Annotated in this window: 18 protein-coding genes; 7 read left to right on the top strand and 11 right to left on the bottom strand. The window is 69.6% G+C overall.

Annotated elements, in window-relative coordinates:
* Positions 1–8 precede the first annotated feature (8 nt).
* A complete protein-coding gene (gene rlmB, locus ABD204_RS00390) occupies positions 9–1010 on the bottom strand; it encodes a 23S rRNA (guanosine(2251)-2'-O)-methyltransferase RlmB (RefSeq protein WP_194422765.1) in 1002 nt (333 codons plus the stop codon).
* Complete coding sequence (cysS, locus tag ABD204_RS00395; RefSeq protein WP_194422766.1) at positions 1003–2412, bottom strand: cysteine--tRNA ligase; 1410 nt, start codon at positions 2410–2412, stop codon at positions 1003–1005. The genes rlmB and cysS overlap by 8 nt, the downstream gene beginning before the upstream one ends.
* Before the next feature lie 74 nt (positions 2413–2486).
* Between cysS and ABD204_RS00400 the strand changes: the two genes are divergently transcribed.
* Positions 2487–3407 (top strand): DMT family transporter, encoded by a 921-nt coding sequence (locus tag ABD204_RS00400; protein WP_194422767.1) that lies wholly within the window; start codon positions 2487–2489, stop codon positions 3405–3407.
* A 41-nt stretch (positions 3408–3448) separates the two neighbouring features.
* Here ABD204_RS00400 and ispD read toward each other — a convergent pair whose 3' ends face one another.
* Together ispD and ABD204_RS00410 are read right to left on the bottom strand one after the other, a co-directional pair.
* Positions 3449–4657, bottom strand: a complete 1209-nt coding sequence (gene ispD, locus ABD204_RS00405) for a 2-C-methyl-D-erythritol 4-phosphate cytidylyltransferase (RefSeq protein WP_194422768.1) — start codon at positions 4655–4657, stop codon at positions 3449–3451.
* A 21-nt stretch (positions 4658–4678) separates the two neighbouring features.
* Positions 4679–5161 carry a CarD family transcriptional regulator gene (locus ABD204_RS00410; RefSeq protein ID WP_071044454.1) on the bottom strand — a complete coding sequence of 161 codons (483 nt, stop codon included), beginning with the start codon at positions 5159–5161 and terminating at the stop codon, positions 4679–4681.
* 131 nt (positions 5162–5292) lie between these two features.
* Here ABD204_RS00410 and ABD204_RS00415 point away from each other — a divergent pair, with 131 nt between their 5' ends.
* Positions 5293–5814 carry a DNA modification methylase gene (locus tag ABD204_RS00415; protein ID WP_194422769.1) on the top strand — a complete coding sequence of 174 codons (522 nt, stop codon included), beginning with the start codon at positions 5293–5295 and terminating at the stop codon, positions 5812–5814.
* A 60-nt stretch (positions 5815–5874) separates the two neighbouring features.
* Here the strand turns inward: ABD204_RS00415 and ABD204_RS00420 are convergent, their stop codons facing one another.
* Together ABD204_RS00420 and ABD204_RS00425 are read right to left on the bottom strand one after the other, a co-directional pair.
* Positions 5875–6558, bottom strand: a complete 684-nt coding sequence (locus tag ABD204_RS00420; RefSeq protein ID WP_194422770.1) for a response regulator transcription factor — start codon at positions 6556–6558, stop codon at positions 5875–5877.
* Positions 6555–7751 carry a sensor histidine kinase gene (locus tag ABD204_RS00425; RefSeq protein WP_194422771.1) on the bottom strand — a complete coding sequence of 399 codons (1197 nt, stop codon included), beginning with the start codon at positions 7749–7751 and terminating at the stop codon, positions 6555–6557. The genes ABD204_RS00420 and ABD204_RS00425 overlap by 4 nt, the downstream gene beginning before the upstream one ends.
* Before the next feature lie 157 nt (positions 7752–7908).
* On the opposite strand from ABD204_RS00425, the gene phoU reads away from it, so the two are divergent.
* Complete coding sequence (phoU, locus tag ABD204_RS00430) at positions 7909–8592, top strand: phosphate signaling complex protein PhoU (RefSeq protein WP_194422772.1); 684 nt, start codon at positions 7909–7911, stop codon at positions 8590–8592.
* Between the two features lie 64 nt (positions 8593–8656).
* Here phoU and ABD204_RS00435 read toward each other — a convergent pair whose 3' ends face one another.
* Positions 8657–9406 carry a phosphoglyceromutase gene (locus tag ABD204_RS00435; protein ID WP_194422773.1) on the bottom strand — a complete coding sequence of 250 codons (750 nt, stop codon included), beginning with the start codon at positions 9404–9406 and terminating at the stop codon, positions 8657–8659.
* 33 nt (positions 9407–9439) lie between these two features.
* Between ABD204_RS00435 and ABD204_RS00440 the strand changes: the two genes are divergently transcribed.
* Positions 9440–10282, top strand: a complete 843-nt coding sequence (locus ABD204_RS00440; protein ID WP_194422774.1) for a class I SAM-dependent methyltransferase — start codon at positions 9440–9442, stop codon at positions 10280–10282.
* Positions 10283–10287: 5 nt separating this feature from the next.
* On the opposite strand, the gene ABD204_RS00445 is transcribed toward ABD204_RS00440, so the two are convergent.
* The 4 genes from ABD204_RS00445 to ABD204_RS00460 form a co-directional block, all read right to left on the bottom strand.
* Complete coding sequence (locus tag ABD204_RS00445) at positions 10288–11394, bottom strand: FUSC family protein (protein ID WP_322597663.1); 1107 nt, start codon at positions 11392–11394, stop codon at positions 10288–10290.
* A gap of 1 nt (position 11395) precedes the next feature.
* Positions 11396–12493 carry a CAF17-like 4Fe-4S cluster assembly/insertion protein YgfZ gene (gene ygfZ, locus ABD204_RS00450; protein WP_194422775.1) on the bottom strand — a complete coding sequence of 366 codons (1098 nt, stop codon included), beginning with the start codon at positions 12491–12493 and terminating at the stop codon, positions 11396–11398.
* Between the two features lie 5 nt (positions 12494–12498).
* Positions 12499–13101: a heme-binding beta-barrel domain-containing protein gene (locus ABD204_RS00455; protein ID WP_194422776.1), complete on the bottom strand. Its 603-nt coding sequence runs from the start codon at positions 13099–13101 to the stop codon at positions 12499–12501.
* 134 nt (positions 13102–13235) lie between these two features.
* Positions 13236–13526: a hypothetical protein gene (locus tag ABD204_RS00460; RefSeq protein ID WP_194422777.1), complete on the bottom strand. Its 291-nt coding sequence runs from the start codon at positions 13524–13526 to the stop codon at positions 13236–13238.
* Positions 13527–13639: 113 nt separating this feature from the next.
* Here ABD204_RS00460 and ABD204_RS00465 point away from each other — a divergent pair, with 113 nt between their 5' ends.
* Genes ABD204_RS00465 through ABD204_RS00475 form a run of 3 tightly spaced genes read left to right on the top strand, consistent with a single transcriptional unit; the run spans position 13640 to position 17493 of the window.
* Positions 13640–14341, top strand: coding sequence for a winged helix-turn-helix domain-containing protein (locus tag ABD204_RS00465; protein ID WP_194422778.1), 702 nt, complete (start codon positions 13640–13642; stop codon positions 14339–14341).
* Between the two features lie 48 nt (positions 14342–14389).
* A complete protein-coding gene (locus ABD204_RS00470) occupies positions 14390–16555 on the top strand; it encodes an RNA degradosome polyphosphate kinase (protein WP_194422779.1) in 2166 nt (721 codons plus the stop codon).
* A complete protein-coding gene (locus tag ABD204_RS00475) occupies positions 16552–17493 on the top strand; it encodes an NUDIX hydrolase (RefSeq protein WP_194422780.1) in 942 nt (313 codons plus the stop codon). The genes ABD204_RS00470 and ABD204_RS00475 overlap by 4 nt, the downstream gene beginning before the upstream one ends.

The raw sequence follows: 17493 nt of genomic DNA on the forward strand, positions 1-17493 counted from the left end.
TGCCGGGGTCAGCCCTGGGCGGCGCGGACGGTGGCGACCTGGTAAAGGGCGACGGATGCGGCGATACCCGCGTTCAGCGACTCGGTGGCGGCGGAGATGGGGATCGACACGATCTGGTCGCAGGTCTCGGTCACCAGGCGCGACAGCCCCTTTCCCTCGGAGCCGACCACGATCACCACGGGTCGATCGGCCAGTTCCAGACCGGGCAGTGACACGTCGCCGCCGCCGTCCAGGCCGAGGACGAACACGCCCTGCTTCTTGAACTCCTTGAGCGTGGAGGTCAGGTTCGCGGCGAGCGCCACGGGGACGCGGGCCGCGGCGCCGGCGCTGGTCTTCCACGCCGCCGAATTCACGCTCGCCGAGCGACGTTGGGGCAGGATGATGCCCTGTCCGCCGAACGCGGCCGTCGAGCGGATGATCGCGCCGAGGTTGCGAGGGTCGGTCACCCCGTCGAGCGCGACCAGCAGCGGGGCCGCGCCGGTATCCAGGACCTGCTCGAGCAGGTCCTGGGGGTGGGCGTACTCGTACGGCGGCACCTTGAGGGCGACCCCCTGGTGCACGCCGTCGAATCCGGCCATGCGGTCCAGTTCGGGGCGGGTGACCTCGAGGATCGGGATCTCGCGGTGGGTCGCGAGCGCGAGCATCTCTTTGACCCGGTCGTCCATCTCGACCCGCTGGGCGACGTAGAGCGCCGTGGCGGGGATGCGCGCGCGCAACGCCTCGAGCACGGAGTTGCGCCCGGTCACCGTCTCGGTGTCATCCGATGACCCGCCGCGTCCGGAACGGTTCGGGTTCGACCCGTGGGGCTTCGGCCCGGGTCGCCCCTTGCCCCCGGCTGCGGCGTAGCGCTCCTGCGCCGCCTTCCGCTTCCCGGCGGGGTGCCACGCCCGTTCCTCGGCCTTGGGCGTGGGGCCCTTGCCTTCGAGGGACTTGCGCTTCTGTCCGCCGGAGCCCTTCGTGGGGCCCTTCTTCTTGCCGCGGCTCGCGCCGGGTCGTCCTGGCTTAGCCATCGCTCAAGCTCCAGTGTGTTCCGTGGGGGGTGTCTTCGAGGGTGATGCCGGCCGCCGCGATCGCGTCGCGGATCCGGTCGGCGGTGGCCCAGTCCTTGGCCGTGCGGGCCTGCGCCCGCTGGGTGATCATCGTCTGCACCAGGGTGTCGAGTGCCTGATCGGCGTGCCCGCCGGGCGTCGCCGTCCACTGTGGGTCGAGCGGGTCGAGTCCGAGCACGCCGGTCATCACGGCGACGTCGGCGAATGCGCGCAGCGCCGTGTCGCGATCGTCGGCCTCGAGGGCCGCATTCCCCGTGCGCACCGTCTCATGCACGACGGCGAGCGCCTGCGGCACGCCGAGGTCGTCGTCCATGGCTGCGGCGAACCGGTCGGGCATCGTCGCGGTCACGCGCAGGTCGTCGACGTCGTCACGCAGAGTGCGTACGGCGCGCTCCAGGAAACCGCGGATGCGCTCCAGCGCGGCGTCGGCCTCGGCGAAGCTGGAGTCGGAGATGTCCAGACTCGATCGATAGTGCGCCGCGACGAGCGCGTAGCGCACGACGAGCGGGTCGCGTCCGGTGAGGACGTCATCGGCGAGCAGGACGTTCCCCAGCGACTTGGACATCTTCTGGTCCCCGACGGTGACGAGCCCGTTGTGCACCCAGTAGCGCGCGAAGTCGTCTCCGGCGGCACTCGACTGGGCCAGCTCGTTCTCGTGGTGCGGGAAGCGCAGGTCCAGTCCGCCGCCGTGGATGTCGAACGCACCGCCGAGATATCGCCTGGCCATCGCCGAGCACTCGATGTGCCAGCCGGGGCGCCCCTCCCCCCACGGCGAATCCCACATCGCCGTCTCGGGCTCACCGGGCTTCGCGCCCTTCCACAGCGCGAAATCATGGGGGTCCCGTTTGCCGCGGGGGTCTGCGTCGGTCGCCGGTTCCATGGCGTCGAGCTTCTGCCGCGTCAGCTCGCCGTAGGAGCCCCAGGACCGCACGTCGAAGTAGACGTCGCCGCGCGCCGGGTAGGCGTGACCGCGCTCGATGAGCGTCGCGATGAGCTCGATCATCTGTGGAACAGATCCGGTGGCGCGCGGCTCGTAGGTGGGGGGCAGGATTCCGATCGCCTCGTAGGCACGAGCGAAGGAGCGCTCCATCCGATAGGCCAGAGCCCACCACGGTTCCTCGGCGGAAGCCTTCTCGAGCACCTTGTCGTCGATGTCGGTCACGTTGCGCACGAGCGTCACGCGGCCGTGTCGGTGCGCGAGCCACCGTCGCAGGATGTCGAAGATCAATGCGCCGCGCAGGTGCCCGAGGTGCGGACCGGACTGGACCGTGGGTCCGCAGACGTAGATGGTGACGTTCGCGGGGTCGATCGGCACGAAGTCGCGCAGTCGCCGCGTCCTGGTGTCGTAGAGCCGGAGAGTCACCCGCCCAGCCTACCCGCGGCGCGCCGCACACCCGCCCGTCTCTCGCGGCGGCCCCCGTGGGGTACAACGGGGTGGTGCTCTACGTTCTCGCCGTCCTCGTGGCCGCCATGCTGTTCGGCACGACCGGCACCGCGCAGGCGCTCGGCCCGGAGGGGACCACACCCTTGTCGGTGGGTGTGACACGCATCCTGTTCGGCGGGGTCGCCGTCGCCGCGGTGGCCTTCCCGGTGGCTGCGCGTCGCGCGCGCCGGGCGCCGGCACCTCGTCCGGGCCTGACGCCTCGGGCATGGGCGCTGATGGCACTGACGGGGCTGGCCCTCGCCGTCTATCAACCGTTGTTCTTCCTGGGCACGGCGCAGAACGGCGTCGCGGCGGGCACGGTCGTCGCTCTGGGTTCGGCACCGATCCTCGCGGGCGTCGCCGAGTGGCTCCTCACCCGCCGCCGTCCCACCGCGACCTGGTTCGCCGCGACCGCGCTGGCCACGACCGGTGTCGTGGTGCTGGGTGCCGCGGGCGGTGGAGAAGCCGGTACGGACCCGGCGGGGCTTGCCGGATCCATCGGGGCGGGCGCCAGTTTCGCCGCGATCGCGGTCGCACAGCGACGCCTGCTCGACGACGGCTGGGATCCGTTCCTCCTGGTCGGGGCGATGGGCGCGGGCGCGGGCGTCCTCGCGCTCGGCGCGGCGTTCTTCGTCGATCTGTCCTGGCTCGCCGATCCTGCGGGACTCGCGGTCGCACTCTGGCTGGGCCTGGCGACGATCGCCGCGGCCTACACCCTCTTCACCTGGGGACTGAGCGGCCTGACCGCGGCGACGGCGGCCACCCTCACCCTGGGTGAACCCTTGACGGCCACGGTGTTGGGTGTGGTCGTCCTCGGCGAGCGCCTCCCCCTCCCGGCCCTGGTCGGGCTGGGCGTCCTCGCGGCGGGGCTCGCGCTGCTGGCGTGGGGCTCACGCGCACCGCGCGACCCGGAACCCTTCGCCGTGGAGGGATGAGCTCGCCCAGAACGAGCCTTGGACCCAGACCCGTCGCGTCCTCAGGCGCGGACGACGAGGGCGACGGCGGTGACCGCCACCCCCTCCCCCCGTCCGGCGAACCCCAGCCCGTCGGTCGTGGTCGCCGAGACCGACACCGGCGCGCCACCGAGTGCATGCGAGAGAGCGCGTTCGGCCTCGACACGGCGCGGGGAGAACCTGGGCCGGTTCGTCTGGAGCTGCACCGCGACGTTGCCGACCCGCCAGCCCGCCTCCCCGAGGATCGCCACCGTCCGGCGCAGGAACGCCTCGCCGTGAGCGCCGTCGTACTCGGGTCGCGCGGTTCCGAAGTGCGTGCCGATGTCTCCCCGTCCAGCGGCCGACAACAGGGCGTCGACGATGGCGTGTGCCACGGCGTCGCCGTCCGAGTGCCCCACGAGCGCCGGTTCGTCCGGCCAAGAGAGTCCGGCGAGCCGGAGCCGGCCGTCCCGCCCGAACGCGTGGACATCCGTGCCGACACCCACCCGCGCGCTGTCCTCGCCCGGTGACACGCGGGAGCGCCGCGGCGGCACGGGAGCGTCGGCGACGAGGTGCCGCGCGCGCTCGAGGTCGGCGGGGGTGGTGATCTTGAACGAGAGCGGGTCTCCGGCCACGGCGGACACCTCGCCTCCGGCTTCGGCCACGAGGGCGGCGTCGTCGGTGTGCTCCCTCGCCGCGCGCGCGTACGCGGCGTCCAGGGCCTCCCGGCGGAAACCCTGCGGCGTTTGCGCCGCCGACAGCTCCGCACGGTCGACCGCCCCCACCACGACGCCGTCGTCGTCCACGCGTTTGATCGTGTCGATCACCGGCAACACGGGGACGACGCCTGCGGCACCGGCCTCGAGCGCCTCGATCACGCGTGCGAAGACCTGCGGCGGGGTGAGCGCGCGTGCGGCGTCGTGCACAAGGACGAGCCGGATGTCGGCCCACAGCGCGGACAGTCCCGCCTGCACCGACGCCTGCCGGGACGACCCGCCCGTGACGACGGTCACGAGGTCGCGACGCCCGCCTGCCGCTTCCACGGCGTCGGTGAGGGCGTCGCCCTCACGGCCCGCCGGCGCGACGACCACGACCTGCGCGGGCGGCGCCTGGAACACGCGTTGCAGACAATGGCGCAGGATCGTGTGCGCGTCGACACCGACGAGGGCCTTGGGCCCGCCGGCGCCCAGCCGAGTCCCGTCGCCCGCGGCGACGACGATCACGGCGATATGCGGAACCGGGGTGATGCTCACGGCATCACGCTACCGGGACGATCAGCTCGCGAGCACCTCGTCGAGCATGACGCTCGCCTTGTCTTCATCGGTCTTCTCTGCGAGCGCAAGCTCGGAGATGAGGATCTGCTTGGCCTTGGCGAGCATGCGCTTCTCACCGGCGGACAGACCACGGTCTTGGTCACGACGCCACAGGTCGCGGACGACCTCGCTGACTTTGATCACATCGCCGGAGGCGAGCTTCTCGAGGTTGGCCTTGTACCGACGCGACCAGTTGGTGGGCTCCTCGGTGAAGGGAGCGCGCAGAACCTCGAAGACCTTGTCCAGGCCCTCCTTGCCGATCACGTCACGGACGCCGACGAGGTCGACGTTCTCGGCCGGAACCTCGATGACCAGATCCCCCTGGGTGACGTTGAGCTTCAGGTATTTCTTCGTCTCGCCCTTGATCACACGGTCTTTGACCTCGATGATGGTCGCCGCTCCGTGGTGGGGGTAAACGACGGTTTCGCCAACCTCAAAAAGCATGGAGTTATGTCCCTTCGGCAACCTCCAGAATACCACAGGCGACATGCGCTAGAGTTCTCCGCCGCATCCGCAGCGCGACGCAGAACCGGCGGGTCGGCGGTCGGGCGCGGGACACCCTAGAATCGGAGACGATGCCGTCATCCGTCCCGGGAGGATCCGTGATCTCGAACAACCGCAGCACTGCGCGACGACTGGCGTCTCTGGCGCTCGGCGCGGCCGTCGTCCTCGGGGCGACCGGCTGCAGCATGATCTCCACGCAGGCCACCACCATTCAGTACTCCCCCGGTGACGGGATGATGGTCCCCGACACCTCGGGCCCCTTGCAGGTGCGCAACGTCCTCGTCGTCAGCGACGACGGCGAGCAGGGAAACCTCGTCGCGGCCGTCGTCAACGGCACTGGGTCGGCGCACACGCTGCGCATCGACATCGGCGAGGCCGGCTCGATCGGATCGGCCACCGTCCGCGTTCCCGCCAACTCCGTCGTCAGCCTCGGCTCCGATGAGACCGAACCGCTCCTGATCGAAGACCTCGGGGGCGCGATGCCCGGTACCGACATCCCGATGTCGTTCCAGTCCGGAGACGGAGAGACCGCCGTGGTCCCGATCCCCGTCCTCGACGGCGCACAGGACTACCTCGCACCGTTGGTGCCCTGAGCACGATCGACCGATGAGGAAGGCCCCGGGATCCCCGGGGCCTTCCTCATCGGTGGGGGCTCACGCTTCGAACCGGTACCCCAGCCCGCGCACGGTCACGAGCATCGTCGGATCGCTGGGACTCTGCTCGATCCTCGAGCGTATGCGCTTGATGTGGACGTCGAGGGTCTTGGTGTCGCCGAAGTAGTCGGTGCCCCAGACCCGGTCGATGAGTTGCCCTCGCGTGAGCACGCGACCGGCATTGCGCATCAGCACCTCGAGAAGTTCGAACTCCTTCAGCGGCATGCTGATCTCGTTCCCGTCCACCGAGACGGTGTGTCGGTCGATGTCGAGGCTCACCCGCCCTCCTTCGAGGATGTGGTCCTCCAAGTCGGCCTCGGCCTGCGCGTTGCGGCGCAGGACGGCGCGCATACGCGCGAGGAGCTCCCGTGTCGAATACGGCTTGGTGACGTAGTCGTCGGCTCCGAGTTCGAGCCCCACGACGATGTCGACCTCGGAATCCTTCGCCGTCAGCATGATGATCGGCACTTGTGAGGATGTGCGCACCTGACGGCACACCTCCGTCCCGGGCATCCCGGGCAACATCAGGTCGAGAAGGATGATGTCTGCGCCGCGTTCTCGGAACGCGGTGAGGGCGAGCGCGCCGTCCTCGGCGGTCTCGACCTCGTACCCCTCCCGCCGGAGCAGGTACGCCAGGGGGTCGGCGAGGTCCGGTTCGTCTTCGACGATCAGAACGCGTGTCATCGGTGGTCTCCGTTCTTGGACGCCTTCATCTTGTTCTTCTTCTTCCGCTTACCCGGGGTCGCCTCGATCGGCGCCTCGATGAGGGGAAGCACGATGGTGAACGTCGAGCCGCGGCCGGGACGCGACCACAGCCGCACCTCGCCGCCGTGACGCTGGACGGCGTGCTTGACGATCGACAGGCCGAGCCCGGTCCCGCCCGTCCGTCGGGACCGGGCCTGGTCGGTGCGGTAGAAGCGCTCGAAAATGCGTTGCTGGTCGGCTTCGGGGATGCCGATGCCCCGGTCGGTGACGGCCACCTCGACGACGTCGTCGACGCGCTTGACTCCGACACCGACCTTGCTCCCCTCCGAGGAGTAGGCGATCGCGTTGGTGATCAGGTTGCTGAGCGCCTCGGAGAGCACCTGGGCATCACCGCTCACATAAAGGTCCCGGTCTCCCCCGCGCACGATCTCGACGCTCGCCGCAGCCGCCTGGATCAGGCTCGCCTCGATGGCCGAGGTCAAGACCTCGTCGACGGGGACCTCGCGCATCTCGGTCAGCTCGTCGCTGGCCTGCAGGCGCGACAGGTTCATGATGCGGGAGGTCAACGAGGCGAGCCGCTGGGCCTCGCCGGTCAGCCGGGACGCGAAGATCCGCACCTGCTCGGGGTCGTCGGCGGCCGACTCGATCGCCTCGGACAGCAGACTCACCGCCCCCACCGGGGTTTTCAACTCGTGGCTGGTGTTGGCCACGAAATCACGACGCATCTGCTCGACGCGTTCGCGCTCGGTGATGTCTCGCAGCACCAGGAGCGTAAGCCGCGGCGAGACCTTGGTCGCGCGCACGGTCACCAGGCGGGACTCGGCGGGCGCGGCCCCGCGCATCAGCCGGAACGTCTCCGTCGCGACCCCCTCGGAGTCCCGAGCCTTCCGGGACACCTGTCGCAGCTCGTCTGCGGTGAGCGCGACGGCCTCGACGATGCCGTAGGGCGCGGCTGCGGGCGAAGATGCCAGGACCGTCAAGGACGCGTCGACGATGGCGGCGGGATCCTCCATACCGTGCAGGACCTCCTGGATGCCTTCCGGGATCGCCCGCGACACCTGGGCACGCGCGCGGTCACGTTCACGCAACGACAGGAAGATGACGACCGCGATGCCGGCGCCGATCACCGCACCGACCAGTAGCGCGAGCAGCGCGGCAGCCGTCGTGGTCATTCGACCAGCGTAAACGGAGCGGGAACGCGCGATTCACGCAAGCCCGGATGCCGAGCACGCAAGATCAGTACTATTCACCCCGGGGGAACCGTCCGTTCACCTTGTCTCAGGAGAATCGCCGGGGCCGCACCCCGCACGACCAACGAAAGGTGCTGCAATGCGCGAAGTCTTCCACCAGTCCCTCGAGGACGTGCAGTCACGTCTCGTCGAGATCGCCGAGCTCGTCACGATCGCGATGGACAAGGCGTCCACCGCGTTCGAGAAGAGCAACGTGGCTCTCGCCGAAGAAGTCATCGAGGCCGACATCATCATCGACGAGAAGGCGGTGGCCCTCGACGAGCTGGCCATCGAGATCCTCGCCCGACAGCAGCCTGTCGCCCGCGACCTGCGGATCGTGGTGAGCGCCCTGCGGATGAGCGCTTCGCTCGAGCGCATGGGCGACATCGCCGAGCACGTCGCCCAGCTCGTCCGCATGCGCTTCCCGGAACGCGTCGTCCCGCACGGGCTCAAGGCGACATTCACGAAGATGGGCGAGCTCGACGTGGCCGCCGCACGCACGCTCACCGAGCTGCTGCGCAGCGAGGATCTCGCCCTGGCGGAGGAGATCCGCGAGATCGACGACCAGATCGACGCGCTGCACGTCAGCGTCTTCGAGAAGGTCCTCTCGGACTCGTGGGACCACGAGGCCTCGGCGACCGTCGACGCGACCCTGGCCAGCCGCTTCCACGAGCGCTTCGGCGACCACGCCGTCTCGGTCGCGAAGAAGGTCGTCTACCTCGCAACCGGCGACTGGGCGACCCACGACCAGGAGATCGACACGACCGGCGTGGCCGACGACTGACCTCGACCGACGCACGAAAGGGCGGGCACCGGAGATCCGGTGCCCGCCCTTTCGTGGATCCAGGTCAGCCCTTGCCCTGCGAGGCCACCGCGGCGGCCCCCGCCGCGGCCGCCTCCGGGTCCAGGTACTCCCCGGGGCCGAGGGGGGCCAAATCCTCGCCGAGTCGGTAGACCAACGGGATGCCGGTCGGGATGTTCAGCGCGGCGATGTCGTCGTCGCTGATGCCCTCGAGGTGCTTGACGAGGCCGCGAAGCGAGTTGCCGTGCGCCGTGACCAGCACGGTCTTGCCCGCCTGCAGATCGGGCACGATGTCGCTGTGCCAGTACGGCAGCATCCTGTCGATGACGAGCTTGAGCGACTCGGTGTCGGGCACGTCGCCGTCGATGCCGACGTAACGCGGATCGGCGGACTGGCTGTACTCGGCGTCCGCGGCCAACGGGGGCGGCGGGACGTCGAAGGACCGGCGCCAGAGCATGAACTGCTCCTCGCCGAACTCCTCCAGCGTCTGGGCCTTGTCCTTGCCCTGGAGAGCGCCGTAGTGGCGTTCGTTCAGGCGCCACGTGCGCTTGACCGGGATCCACAGGCGGTCGGCCGTGTCCAGCGCGATGTTCGCGGTCTGGATCGCCCGGCTCAGCAACGATGTGTGCAGCACGTCGGGGAGGATGCCCGATTCGGCCAGCAACTCGCCGCCGCGCGCGGCTTCGGACTTGCCCTGGTCGGTGAGGCGGACATCGACCCAGCCGGTGAACTGGTTGGTCTTGTTCCACTCGCTCTGACCGTGACGGAGGAGGATCAGCGTGTAGGGCTCGCTCATACCCGCAATCCTACTGACTGCGAGGATGGTGTCGTGGCCTCTCCCTCCGCTTCTCGACACGCCGCCCCGATAGGGAGGCCGACGCGGGGGACGACCGGGACGAACCGCCTCCGACGTGTCGACCGTTGGATCGCCCGACACCCGGTCCTGCGGCGCGCCGACGACCCGGTCGTCGTCGATCTCGGCTTCGGCGCCAGCGCCGTCACCGCCCTCGAGCTGCACTCACGGCTCGTGCGGACGCGGCCGGATGCGGAGGTCGTCGGTCTCGAGATCGACCAGGGCCGCGTAGACCGCGCGAACGCGCAGATGACCAGGGTTCGGGCGGGAGTGACCGGGTTCCCCCACGACGTGACGGTTTCCTTCGCCCGCGGCGGCTTCGAGGTCCCTCTCCCCGAAGGCCGGCGTCCTGCGGTCATCCGTGCCTTCAACGTGCTCCGCCAATATGACGAGGCGGACGTCGCGGACGCCTGGGGCCGGATGAGTACACGTCTGCAACCCGGTGGTCTGCTCGTGGAGGGAACATGTGACGAGATCGGGCGGGTCTCGACCTGGGTCGCCGTCGACGAGGGCGCCCGTCCTGTGTCGCTGACGATCTCGTTGCGCCTGGCGGGCCTGGCCTCGCCCGCCGTCGCCGCCGAGCGCCTTCCCAAGGCCCTCATCCACCGCAACGTCGAGGGCGAACCCGTGCACCGGTTCCTCCGGGATCTGTCCGCGTCGTGGGATCGCGCCGCGCCCGAGGGCGCCTTCGGCCCGGTGCACCGATGGCGACGCACGCTCGCCCTCGTCTCGGCGGCGGGGTGGCCTATCCGTGATCGTGGACGCTGGCGGCTCGGAGAGGTCACCGTGCCGTGGGAGGTGGTGGGGCCGCGGTGCTGAGGTCCTCAGAGCCGCGGTAGGCACGCCCGGGCGTCGTCCGGGGTCATCCCCGTCGCCGCGAGCAGGTCGGTCACGAGGGGCCGCATCGCGACGATGAGATTGTGCTCTCCCAGATCGCCGTCCGGGAGGATCGCCCGAGGGTCCAGACGTGCCGCGACGGCCTTCCCCGCCTCGCGCGCCGCCGGCTCGAGCGCGATGTCGTCGAGTGAGTCCTCCACGAGCGCGACGACGCGTGCGATCTCGGCCAGCACCTCGGCCACGACGACCCGTGGGCGGCGGTCATCGGTCTGGTACACCGCCCGCCGGGCGACGACGCGCAGGTTCCGCGTCGCGAGATCCATCGCCTGCTTCACACCCTCGTGGCGCTGCAATTCGCTGCGCGCCCGCCGGAGGAAGGGCGAGATCCGAGCGATCGACAGTCCCGAATCCAGCGAGTCGGACCACCGGTCGACGTGGCGCTGGAGCGCGCGGGCCCGCTGCAGGCCACGTTCGGCACGCAGTCGATCGCCGCGACGCAACGCCTGCACGAGGGTGTCCATCGTCTTGCCGGTGGCCGCGAACAGCGCGGCCGCGTCGCGCCTCTCCGCCTTGTGCGGGTTGCGTGGGATCAGTGCCGTCACCGCGAGCGCCGCGACACCGCCGACGACCCCGTCGATCAGGCGCAGGAACGGCGCCTCGGCGGGGACCACGATCACGATGATCGCCTGGATGGCCGCGGCGATCGTGAAGCCGGCGTGCGAGGAGAGCAGACGCGCGACCGTCATCGTCAACGCCAACGCGAGGGACAGTTGCCACCATCCCGAACCGGCGACCATCGCGATGAGCTCGGCCACGAGGATGCCCACGAGCATGCCCAGCACGGTCTGCAGCACCCGCCGCGGCCGGGCATCCCGCACCAGACCGAGGCTCGAGACGGTCACCGTCGCCGCGATCAGCGGAGCGGGATGCCCCAGGACCTCGTGCGCGAACGAGTACGCCACCGTCGCGGCGACGACGATCTGCAGGATGGCGTTCGCCGACTCCCGCAGCCGCCGCAGACGCGGTCGGGGGTCGAGCTGAGCACGCCATCCGACCGGAATGGCCTCGGTCAGAGGTGGCGGCGCGTCGCTCACGTCACCCCGAGCCCGTGCGCCGTGACAGCCGGGGCATACGAGGGATCGCCGCGGTCCGTCCGGCGTCGGGAGGCACGATCGTCTCCGCGCGGGCGGCGATCTCGCCCTCCGGCGTCTCGACGGTGAGATCCCCGGGCACGGGGGCGGCGCGCTTCACGAGTGCCAGGGCGATCGGGCCGTCTTCGAAGTGCAAGGCGGCAGAGGTGACCTCGCCGATCGCATCGCCACCGGCTCGGACCTCGGCGCCGCGCTCGGGCAGCACGCTCTCACTGCCGTCCAGCTGCAGGAAGATCAGCCGCCGCGGCGGGTGGCCGAGATTGTGCACCTTCGCGACGGTCTCCTGCCCGCGATAGCACCCCTTGTCGAGGTGCACCGCGGTGCGCAGCCAGTCGACTTCATGGGGAAGCAGACGCCCGTCGACCTCGGTGGCCCACCGGGGACGCCACGCCGCGACCCGCAGCGCCTCGGCCGCGACGCGGCCGGCCACACCGACCTCCCCGGAGGTCACGGCCGCCATGAGCGCGTCGAGGCCGTCCGGCGTCACGAGGCCCTCCGTCCACGAGCGGTCCCCGCCCGGGTGGGGATCGACGACCGCGTAGGACCAGCCGCCGACGGCCACCTGCGGCCATGGGTCCCGCCATAGCAGCGGAACGCCCGTGTGACCCACCCATGGCGTCACCGCATCGGCGACGCCACCGACGACGACGAACTCGTCGCCGGCGTCGCGGGGCGCGACGCGCAGGCGGAAGCGCATGCGCATGAGCCAGGCCAGCAGCGCCTCGGCGTCGGCGGCATCGACGATCAGCCAGGTGGTCTCACCGTCGTCGAACACCGACGCGGCGTGCTCGACGCGTCCCTGCGGGTCGAGCACGAGCGTCTCGGTCGAGCGTCCCGGCTCGAGCGCGCGCAGTTCCTGCGAGGAGATCGAATCGAGCCACGAGAGCCGGTCCTCCCCCGTCACCGCGATCACACGTCGATCGCCGAGCACGTCGACGGCGCGGCCCGAGGAGAGCGCGCGCTGCTCCGCCAGCGGCGAGCCGGCATGCTGCAGCACCCCGTCGTCGACGACGGCACCGGGAATGCGACCGAGATCCACCATCCGCGTCACTCCACGCGGGCCAGTCGGGCCGACGCCTGGGAACGCAGGTCGGTCCCGAGGGCGGCGATGTCCCACGCCCAGAGCAGGTGCCCGTCGACCAGTCCGTACATGCGGGTCGCCGCGGCGTACTCCCGTGCACCCGCCGAGCGGACGACGGCGTCGGTGGCGAGGTCGATGCGCGGGCCCGTGATCTGCCCGAGGTACAGCTCGCCGATCCCGTCGGAGTGCACGATCTGGGCCTGGATGTCGAAGCCCCCCTCCGCGTTGCGGAGCTTTTCGACATCGTCGGCGGTGCGCGTCGGCGCCGTCGATCGGGGCGGAAGCAGGGCCGGGCCCGCGTCGGTGTCGACGGCGGGTCGGTCCAGGCGCCAGAAGCCCACCTCGGAGACCAGCGGGATACGTTCCGCCGCGGGGCCTGTCGTCCACGCGTCCGCGGAGTAGGCGAGGTGGGCTCCACCGTCGTGACGGAAACTCACCCGATGGGTGAACTCCCCCGAGAATCGCGTGTCACCGGCGGTGTAGTCGAGGAACCCGTCCCCCTCCCACACGCCGATGAGCCAGGAGAGCGGGGCGAGGTCGGCGGGGAGGTCGGTCGGCAGCTCGAGCACGACGCGTTCCGTCAGCGCTGACCGCGGTACAGGTTCTTGACGACGACGCCGGAGATGAAGACGATCGCCAGCGACGCCAGGCCCAGAAGGCCGATGAAGAACAGTTCCAGCGCGACGAGATCCATACGTCCACTCTATCCCGGAACCACCGCGGCCAGACCGAACCCGAGGCTGATCACGCCCAGGATCAACAGTGCGCCGACCACGCTCGCGGCCACGCGCTGGATGAAACGGTGCGGACGTCCATAACCGAGTTGCACGGCGAAGGCGAGGATCAAACACCCGCCCAGAGCCAGCGGAAGCCAGGCCGCGCGCCACTCCGAGGGCACGAAAAGACCGATCGAGACGCCCGCGACCGCGGCGACGATCCAGACGGCGATGACACCGCCGAAGGTCGAGCGCGGGGCCAGGGGTGGAGTGGACATCATCGCCATTGTCCCCCACACGACGACCCTGCGCCAAGCGGCGCATTCGGAGCATGCCGCGCCCAAGCCCTAATATGGGCCCACGGCGTGATCGGCGTCGAGAGGATGGCGTCTTGGCACAGCTTCTGGTTCTCAGCTCCGCACAAGGGGGCGGCCCCGTCCTGCCTTCGCTCGAACTGCTGAGCCACCGGGTGCGTCAGATCCCCGCCGAAGCCGCGCAGCTGGTGAACGCCCCGAGCGCCGATGTCATCTTCATCGACGCCCGGGCCGACCTCGTCGGCGCGAAGTCGCTCAGCAAGATCCTGAACACCACCGGCGCCGACGCACCGCTCATCCTCATCGTCACCGAGGGTGGCCTGACGGCGGTGTCGACGGACTGGGGCGTCGACGATGTCATCCTCGTCACCGCCGGCCCCGCCGAGGTCGACGCGCGCATCCGACTCGCCGTCGGGCGCAAGAGTCAGGACCAGGGCTCGAGCCGTATCCAGACATCGGGGATATCGATCGACGAATCCTCCTACTCGGCCAAGGTGCACGGCAAGCCGCTCGACCTGACGTACAAGGAGTTCCAGCTGCTGCACTTCTTCGCGACACATCCGTCGCGGGTCTTCACCCGTGAGCAGCTGCTGAGCGAAGTGTGGGGCTACGACTACTTCGGGGGCACGCGCACCGTCGATGTGCACGTCCGGCGCCTGCGCGCCAAGCTCGGCGACCTCGAGCAGCTGATCGGCACCGTTCGCAATGTCGGATACCGCTTCAATGTGTACGAAGAGGATCAGGTGCCCCCGCCGCGCGAGCGCGGCGACGCGTCGTGACGCGCCGCGTTCACGCCCGCGTCACCTGGGTCCTGCAATGATGTGAGGATGATCGAACCAGGGGTGCTCGACGCCGGCCTCGGCGATGCGGACGACGACGACTTCGACCAGTCGGAGAGTTTCGATGCGGATCTGCCCGAGCACCGATATCTCGATCGCGAGCTGAGCTGGCTCGCCTTCAACCAGCGCGTGCTCGAGCTCGCCGAAGATGCGAGCACGCCGCTTCTCGAACGTGCGAACTTCCTGGCCATCTTCGCCAGCAACCTCGACGAGTTCTTCATGGTGCGCGTCGCGGGCCTCAAGCGCCGCATCGTCACCGGCCTCGCCGTACCGACCAACGTGGGGCGGTCCCCGCACGAAGTTCTCGCCGACATCTCCGCCGAGGCTCATGCCCTCCAGGTGCGTCACGCGGCTGCCTGGACCAACCTCGTCAAGCCGGGCCTGACCGACAAAGGCATCGAAGTCCTCTCGTACGACGCCCTCGACGACGACGACCGCGCGAAGCTCTACACCTACTTCCAGACGCAGGTCTTCCCCGTCCTGATGCCCCTCGCGGTCGATCCGGCACACCCGTTCCCGTACATCTCCGGACTCTCGCTGAACCTCGCCATCCGCATCCGCAACGCCCGCACCGGACGGCAGGAATTCGCGCGTCTGAAGGTGCCGCCGATGCTCCCCCGGTTCGTGGAGGTCTCCCGCGACGAAGAGCGGGTGCGCTACCTGCCGCTCGAAGACCTCATCGCCAACAATCTCAGCGACCTCTTCCCCGGTATGGAGGTGCTCGACCACCACGCGTTCCGCCTCACCCGCAACGAGGACTTCGTGATCGAGGAGGACGAGACCGAGAATCTCATCCAGGCGCTCGAGGCCGAACTCATGCGGCGCCGTTTCGGTCCGCCGATCCGGCTCGAGGTCACCGACGACATGGACGACCTCACCCTCGAGCTTCTGGTCAACGAACTCGACATCACCGAGCAGGAGGTCTATCGCCTCCCCGGCCCGCTCGATCTGCGCGGGCTGTTCGGCCTCGCCAAGATCGACCGCCCGGATCTGCACTACAAACCCCACCTGCCCACGACCGCCGTCGCGTTCCAGCCCGGCGACAACAACGAGCGCAACGACGTGTTCACGACGATCCGCAAGGCCGATGTGCTCGTGCACCACCCGTACGAGTCCTTCGCGACGAGCGTGCAGGCCTTCCTCGAGCAGGCCGCGAAGGACCCCCACGTCCTCGCGATCAAGCAGACCCTGTACCGCACATCGGGCGACAGCCCGATCATCCAGGCGCTCATCGACGCGGCCGAGGCCGGCAAGCAGGTCCTCGCACTCGTCGAGGTCAAGGCGCGATTCGACGAGGCCAACAACATCGTCTGGGCGCGCAAGCTCGAAAAGGCCGGTGTGCACGTGGTCTACGGCCTGGTCGGCCTCAAGACCCACTGCAAACTCGCGCTCGTCATCCGCGAGGAAGAAGGTGTCCTGCGCCACTACAGCCATGTCGGCACGGGCAACTACAACCCGAAGACGAGCCGCCTGTACGAGGACTTCGGCCTGTTCACCGTCGACGACGAAGTGGGCCGCGACCTCACCCGCCTGTTCAACGAACTGAGCGGATACGCCATCGAGAAGAAGTTCCGGCGCCTGCTGGTCGCTCCGCTCCACCTGCGCAAGGGACTGTTGCGACGGATCGACAAGGAGCGCAAGAACGCGCTCGCGGGCAAGCCCTCGCGCATCCGCATCAAGGTGAATTCGATGGTCGACGAACAGATCATCGACGCCCTCTACCGTGCCAGCCAGGCGGGGGTTCCGATCGAGATCTGGGTGCGCGGGATCTGCTCGCTTCGTCCCGGCGTGGCCGGACTCAGCGAGAACATCACCGTCCGCAGCATCCTCGGCCGCTACCTCGAGCACTCCCGGATCTTCTCGTTCGACAACGACGGCGACCCGCAGGTGTTCATCGGCAGCGCCGACATGATGCACCGCAACCTCGACCGCCGCATCGAAGCGCTCGTGCGCATCGTCGCGCCCGCGCACCTGCGCGAGATCGACGATCTGTTCACCCTCGCGATGAGCGACCACACGAGTTCCTGGTGGCTGGGGCCCGACGCGGAGTGGACACGCCACTGGCAGGACAAGGACGGCGCCCCGCTGCCGGATCTCCAGGACCGCACGATGAACGACGTGCGCCGTCGCCGCCGCGCGCGAGCGGTGCGATGACGGCGCCCGTCGTCTACGCCGCCGGAGGCGTGGTGTGGCGCGTCGTCGACGGCAAGCTGCGCATCCTCCTCGTGCACCGCACGAAGTACCGCGACGCGAGCCTTCCCAAGGGAAAAGTCGACCCGGGCGAGACGCTCCCGGAGACGGCGGTGCGCGAGATCCAGGAGGAGACCGGCATCCGCGTCAGCCTCGGCGTGCACGTCGGCATCTCTCACTACCGGCTCCCGAGTTCGCGCGAGAAGATCGTCCACTACTGGGCGGCGGAAGCGACCGACGCCGCGGTGAAGGCCAGTACCTTCGTGCCCAACAAAGAGATCGCCGGACTCGAGTGGGTCTCGCCCAAGAAGGCGCTCAAGCGTCTCAGCTACCCCGTCGACGTGGACATCGTGGAGAAGTTCCGCGCGAAGCTCGATCAGGGCGCGTTGCGCACCTTCCCCCTCGTGATCCTGCGCCACGGCAAGGCGATCTCACGCGACGACTTCGAGGGCGCCAGCGACACCGAACGCCCGCTGGCACCGCGTGGGCGTCGCCAGTCCCAGGAACTGGTCGGCCCGCTGCTCGCCTTCGGCGTGCGCAAAATCATCTCCAGCCCGTCCCTGCGCTGCACGTCGACCGTACGCCCGCTCGCGGCGGCGTCGGGAGGCAAGGTCCACCTGGAGCCGGCGATCAGCCAGGACGCGTGGGAGGAGGGTCGGGCAGACGCACGCCGCGTCGTCGGCGAACGCGTGCGCGCCCGGCGACCCGCCCTGCTGTGCAGCCACGGCCCCGTCCTCCCCGATATCGTCGCCGAACTCGCCCTCGCGACCGGGAGCATCCCGGGCTCCTACCTCGGAAGCGTCTCGGCGCTGGACACCGGCGAGTTCTCCGTCGTGCATCTCTCCACCGGGAACCCCGGCTCGGGCATCGTCGCGACCGAGAAACACGACTCCGGCGTGTGA

Source organism: Microbacterium aquimaris, assembly GCF_039531285.1.
Lineage (GTDB): Bacteria > Actinomycetota > Actinomycetes > Actinomycetales > Microbacteriaceae > Microbacterium > Microbacterium aquimaris.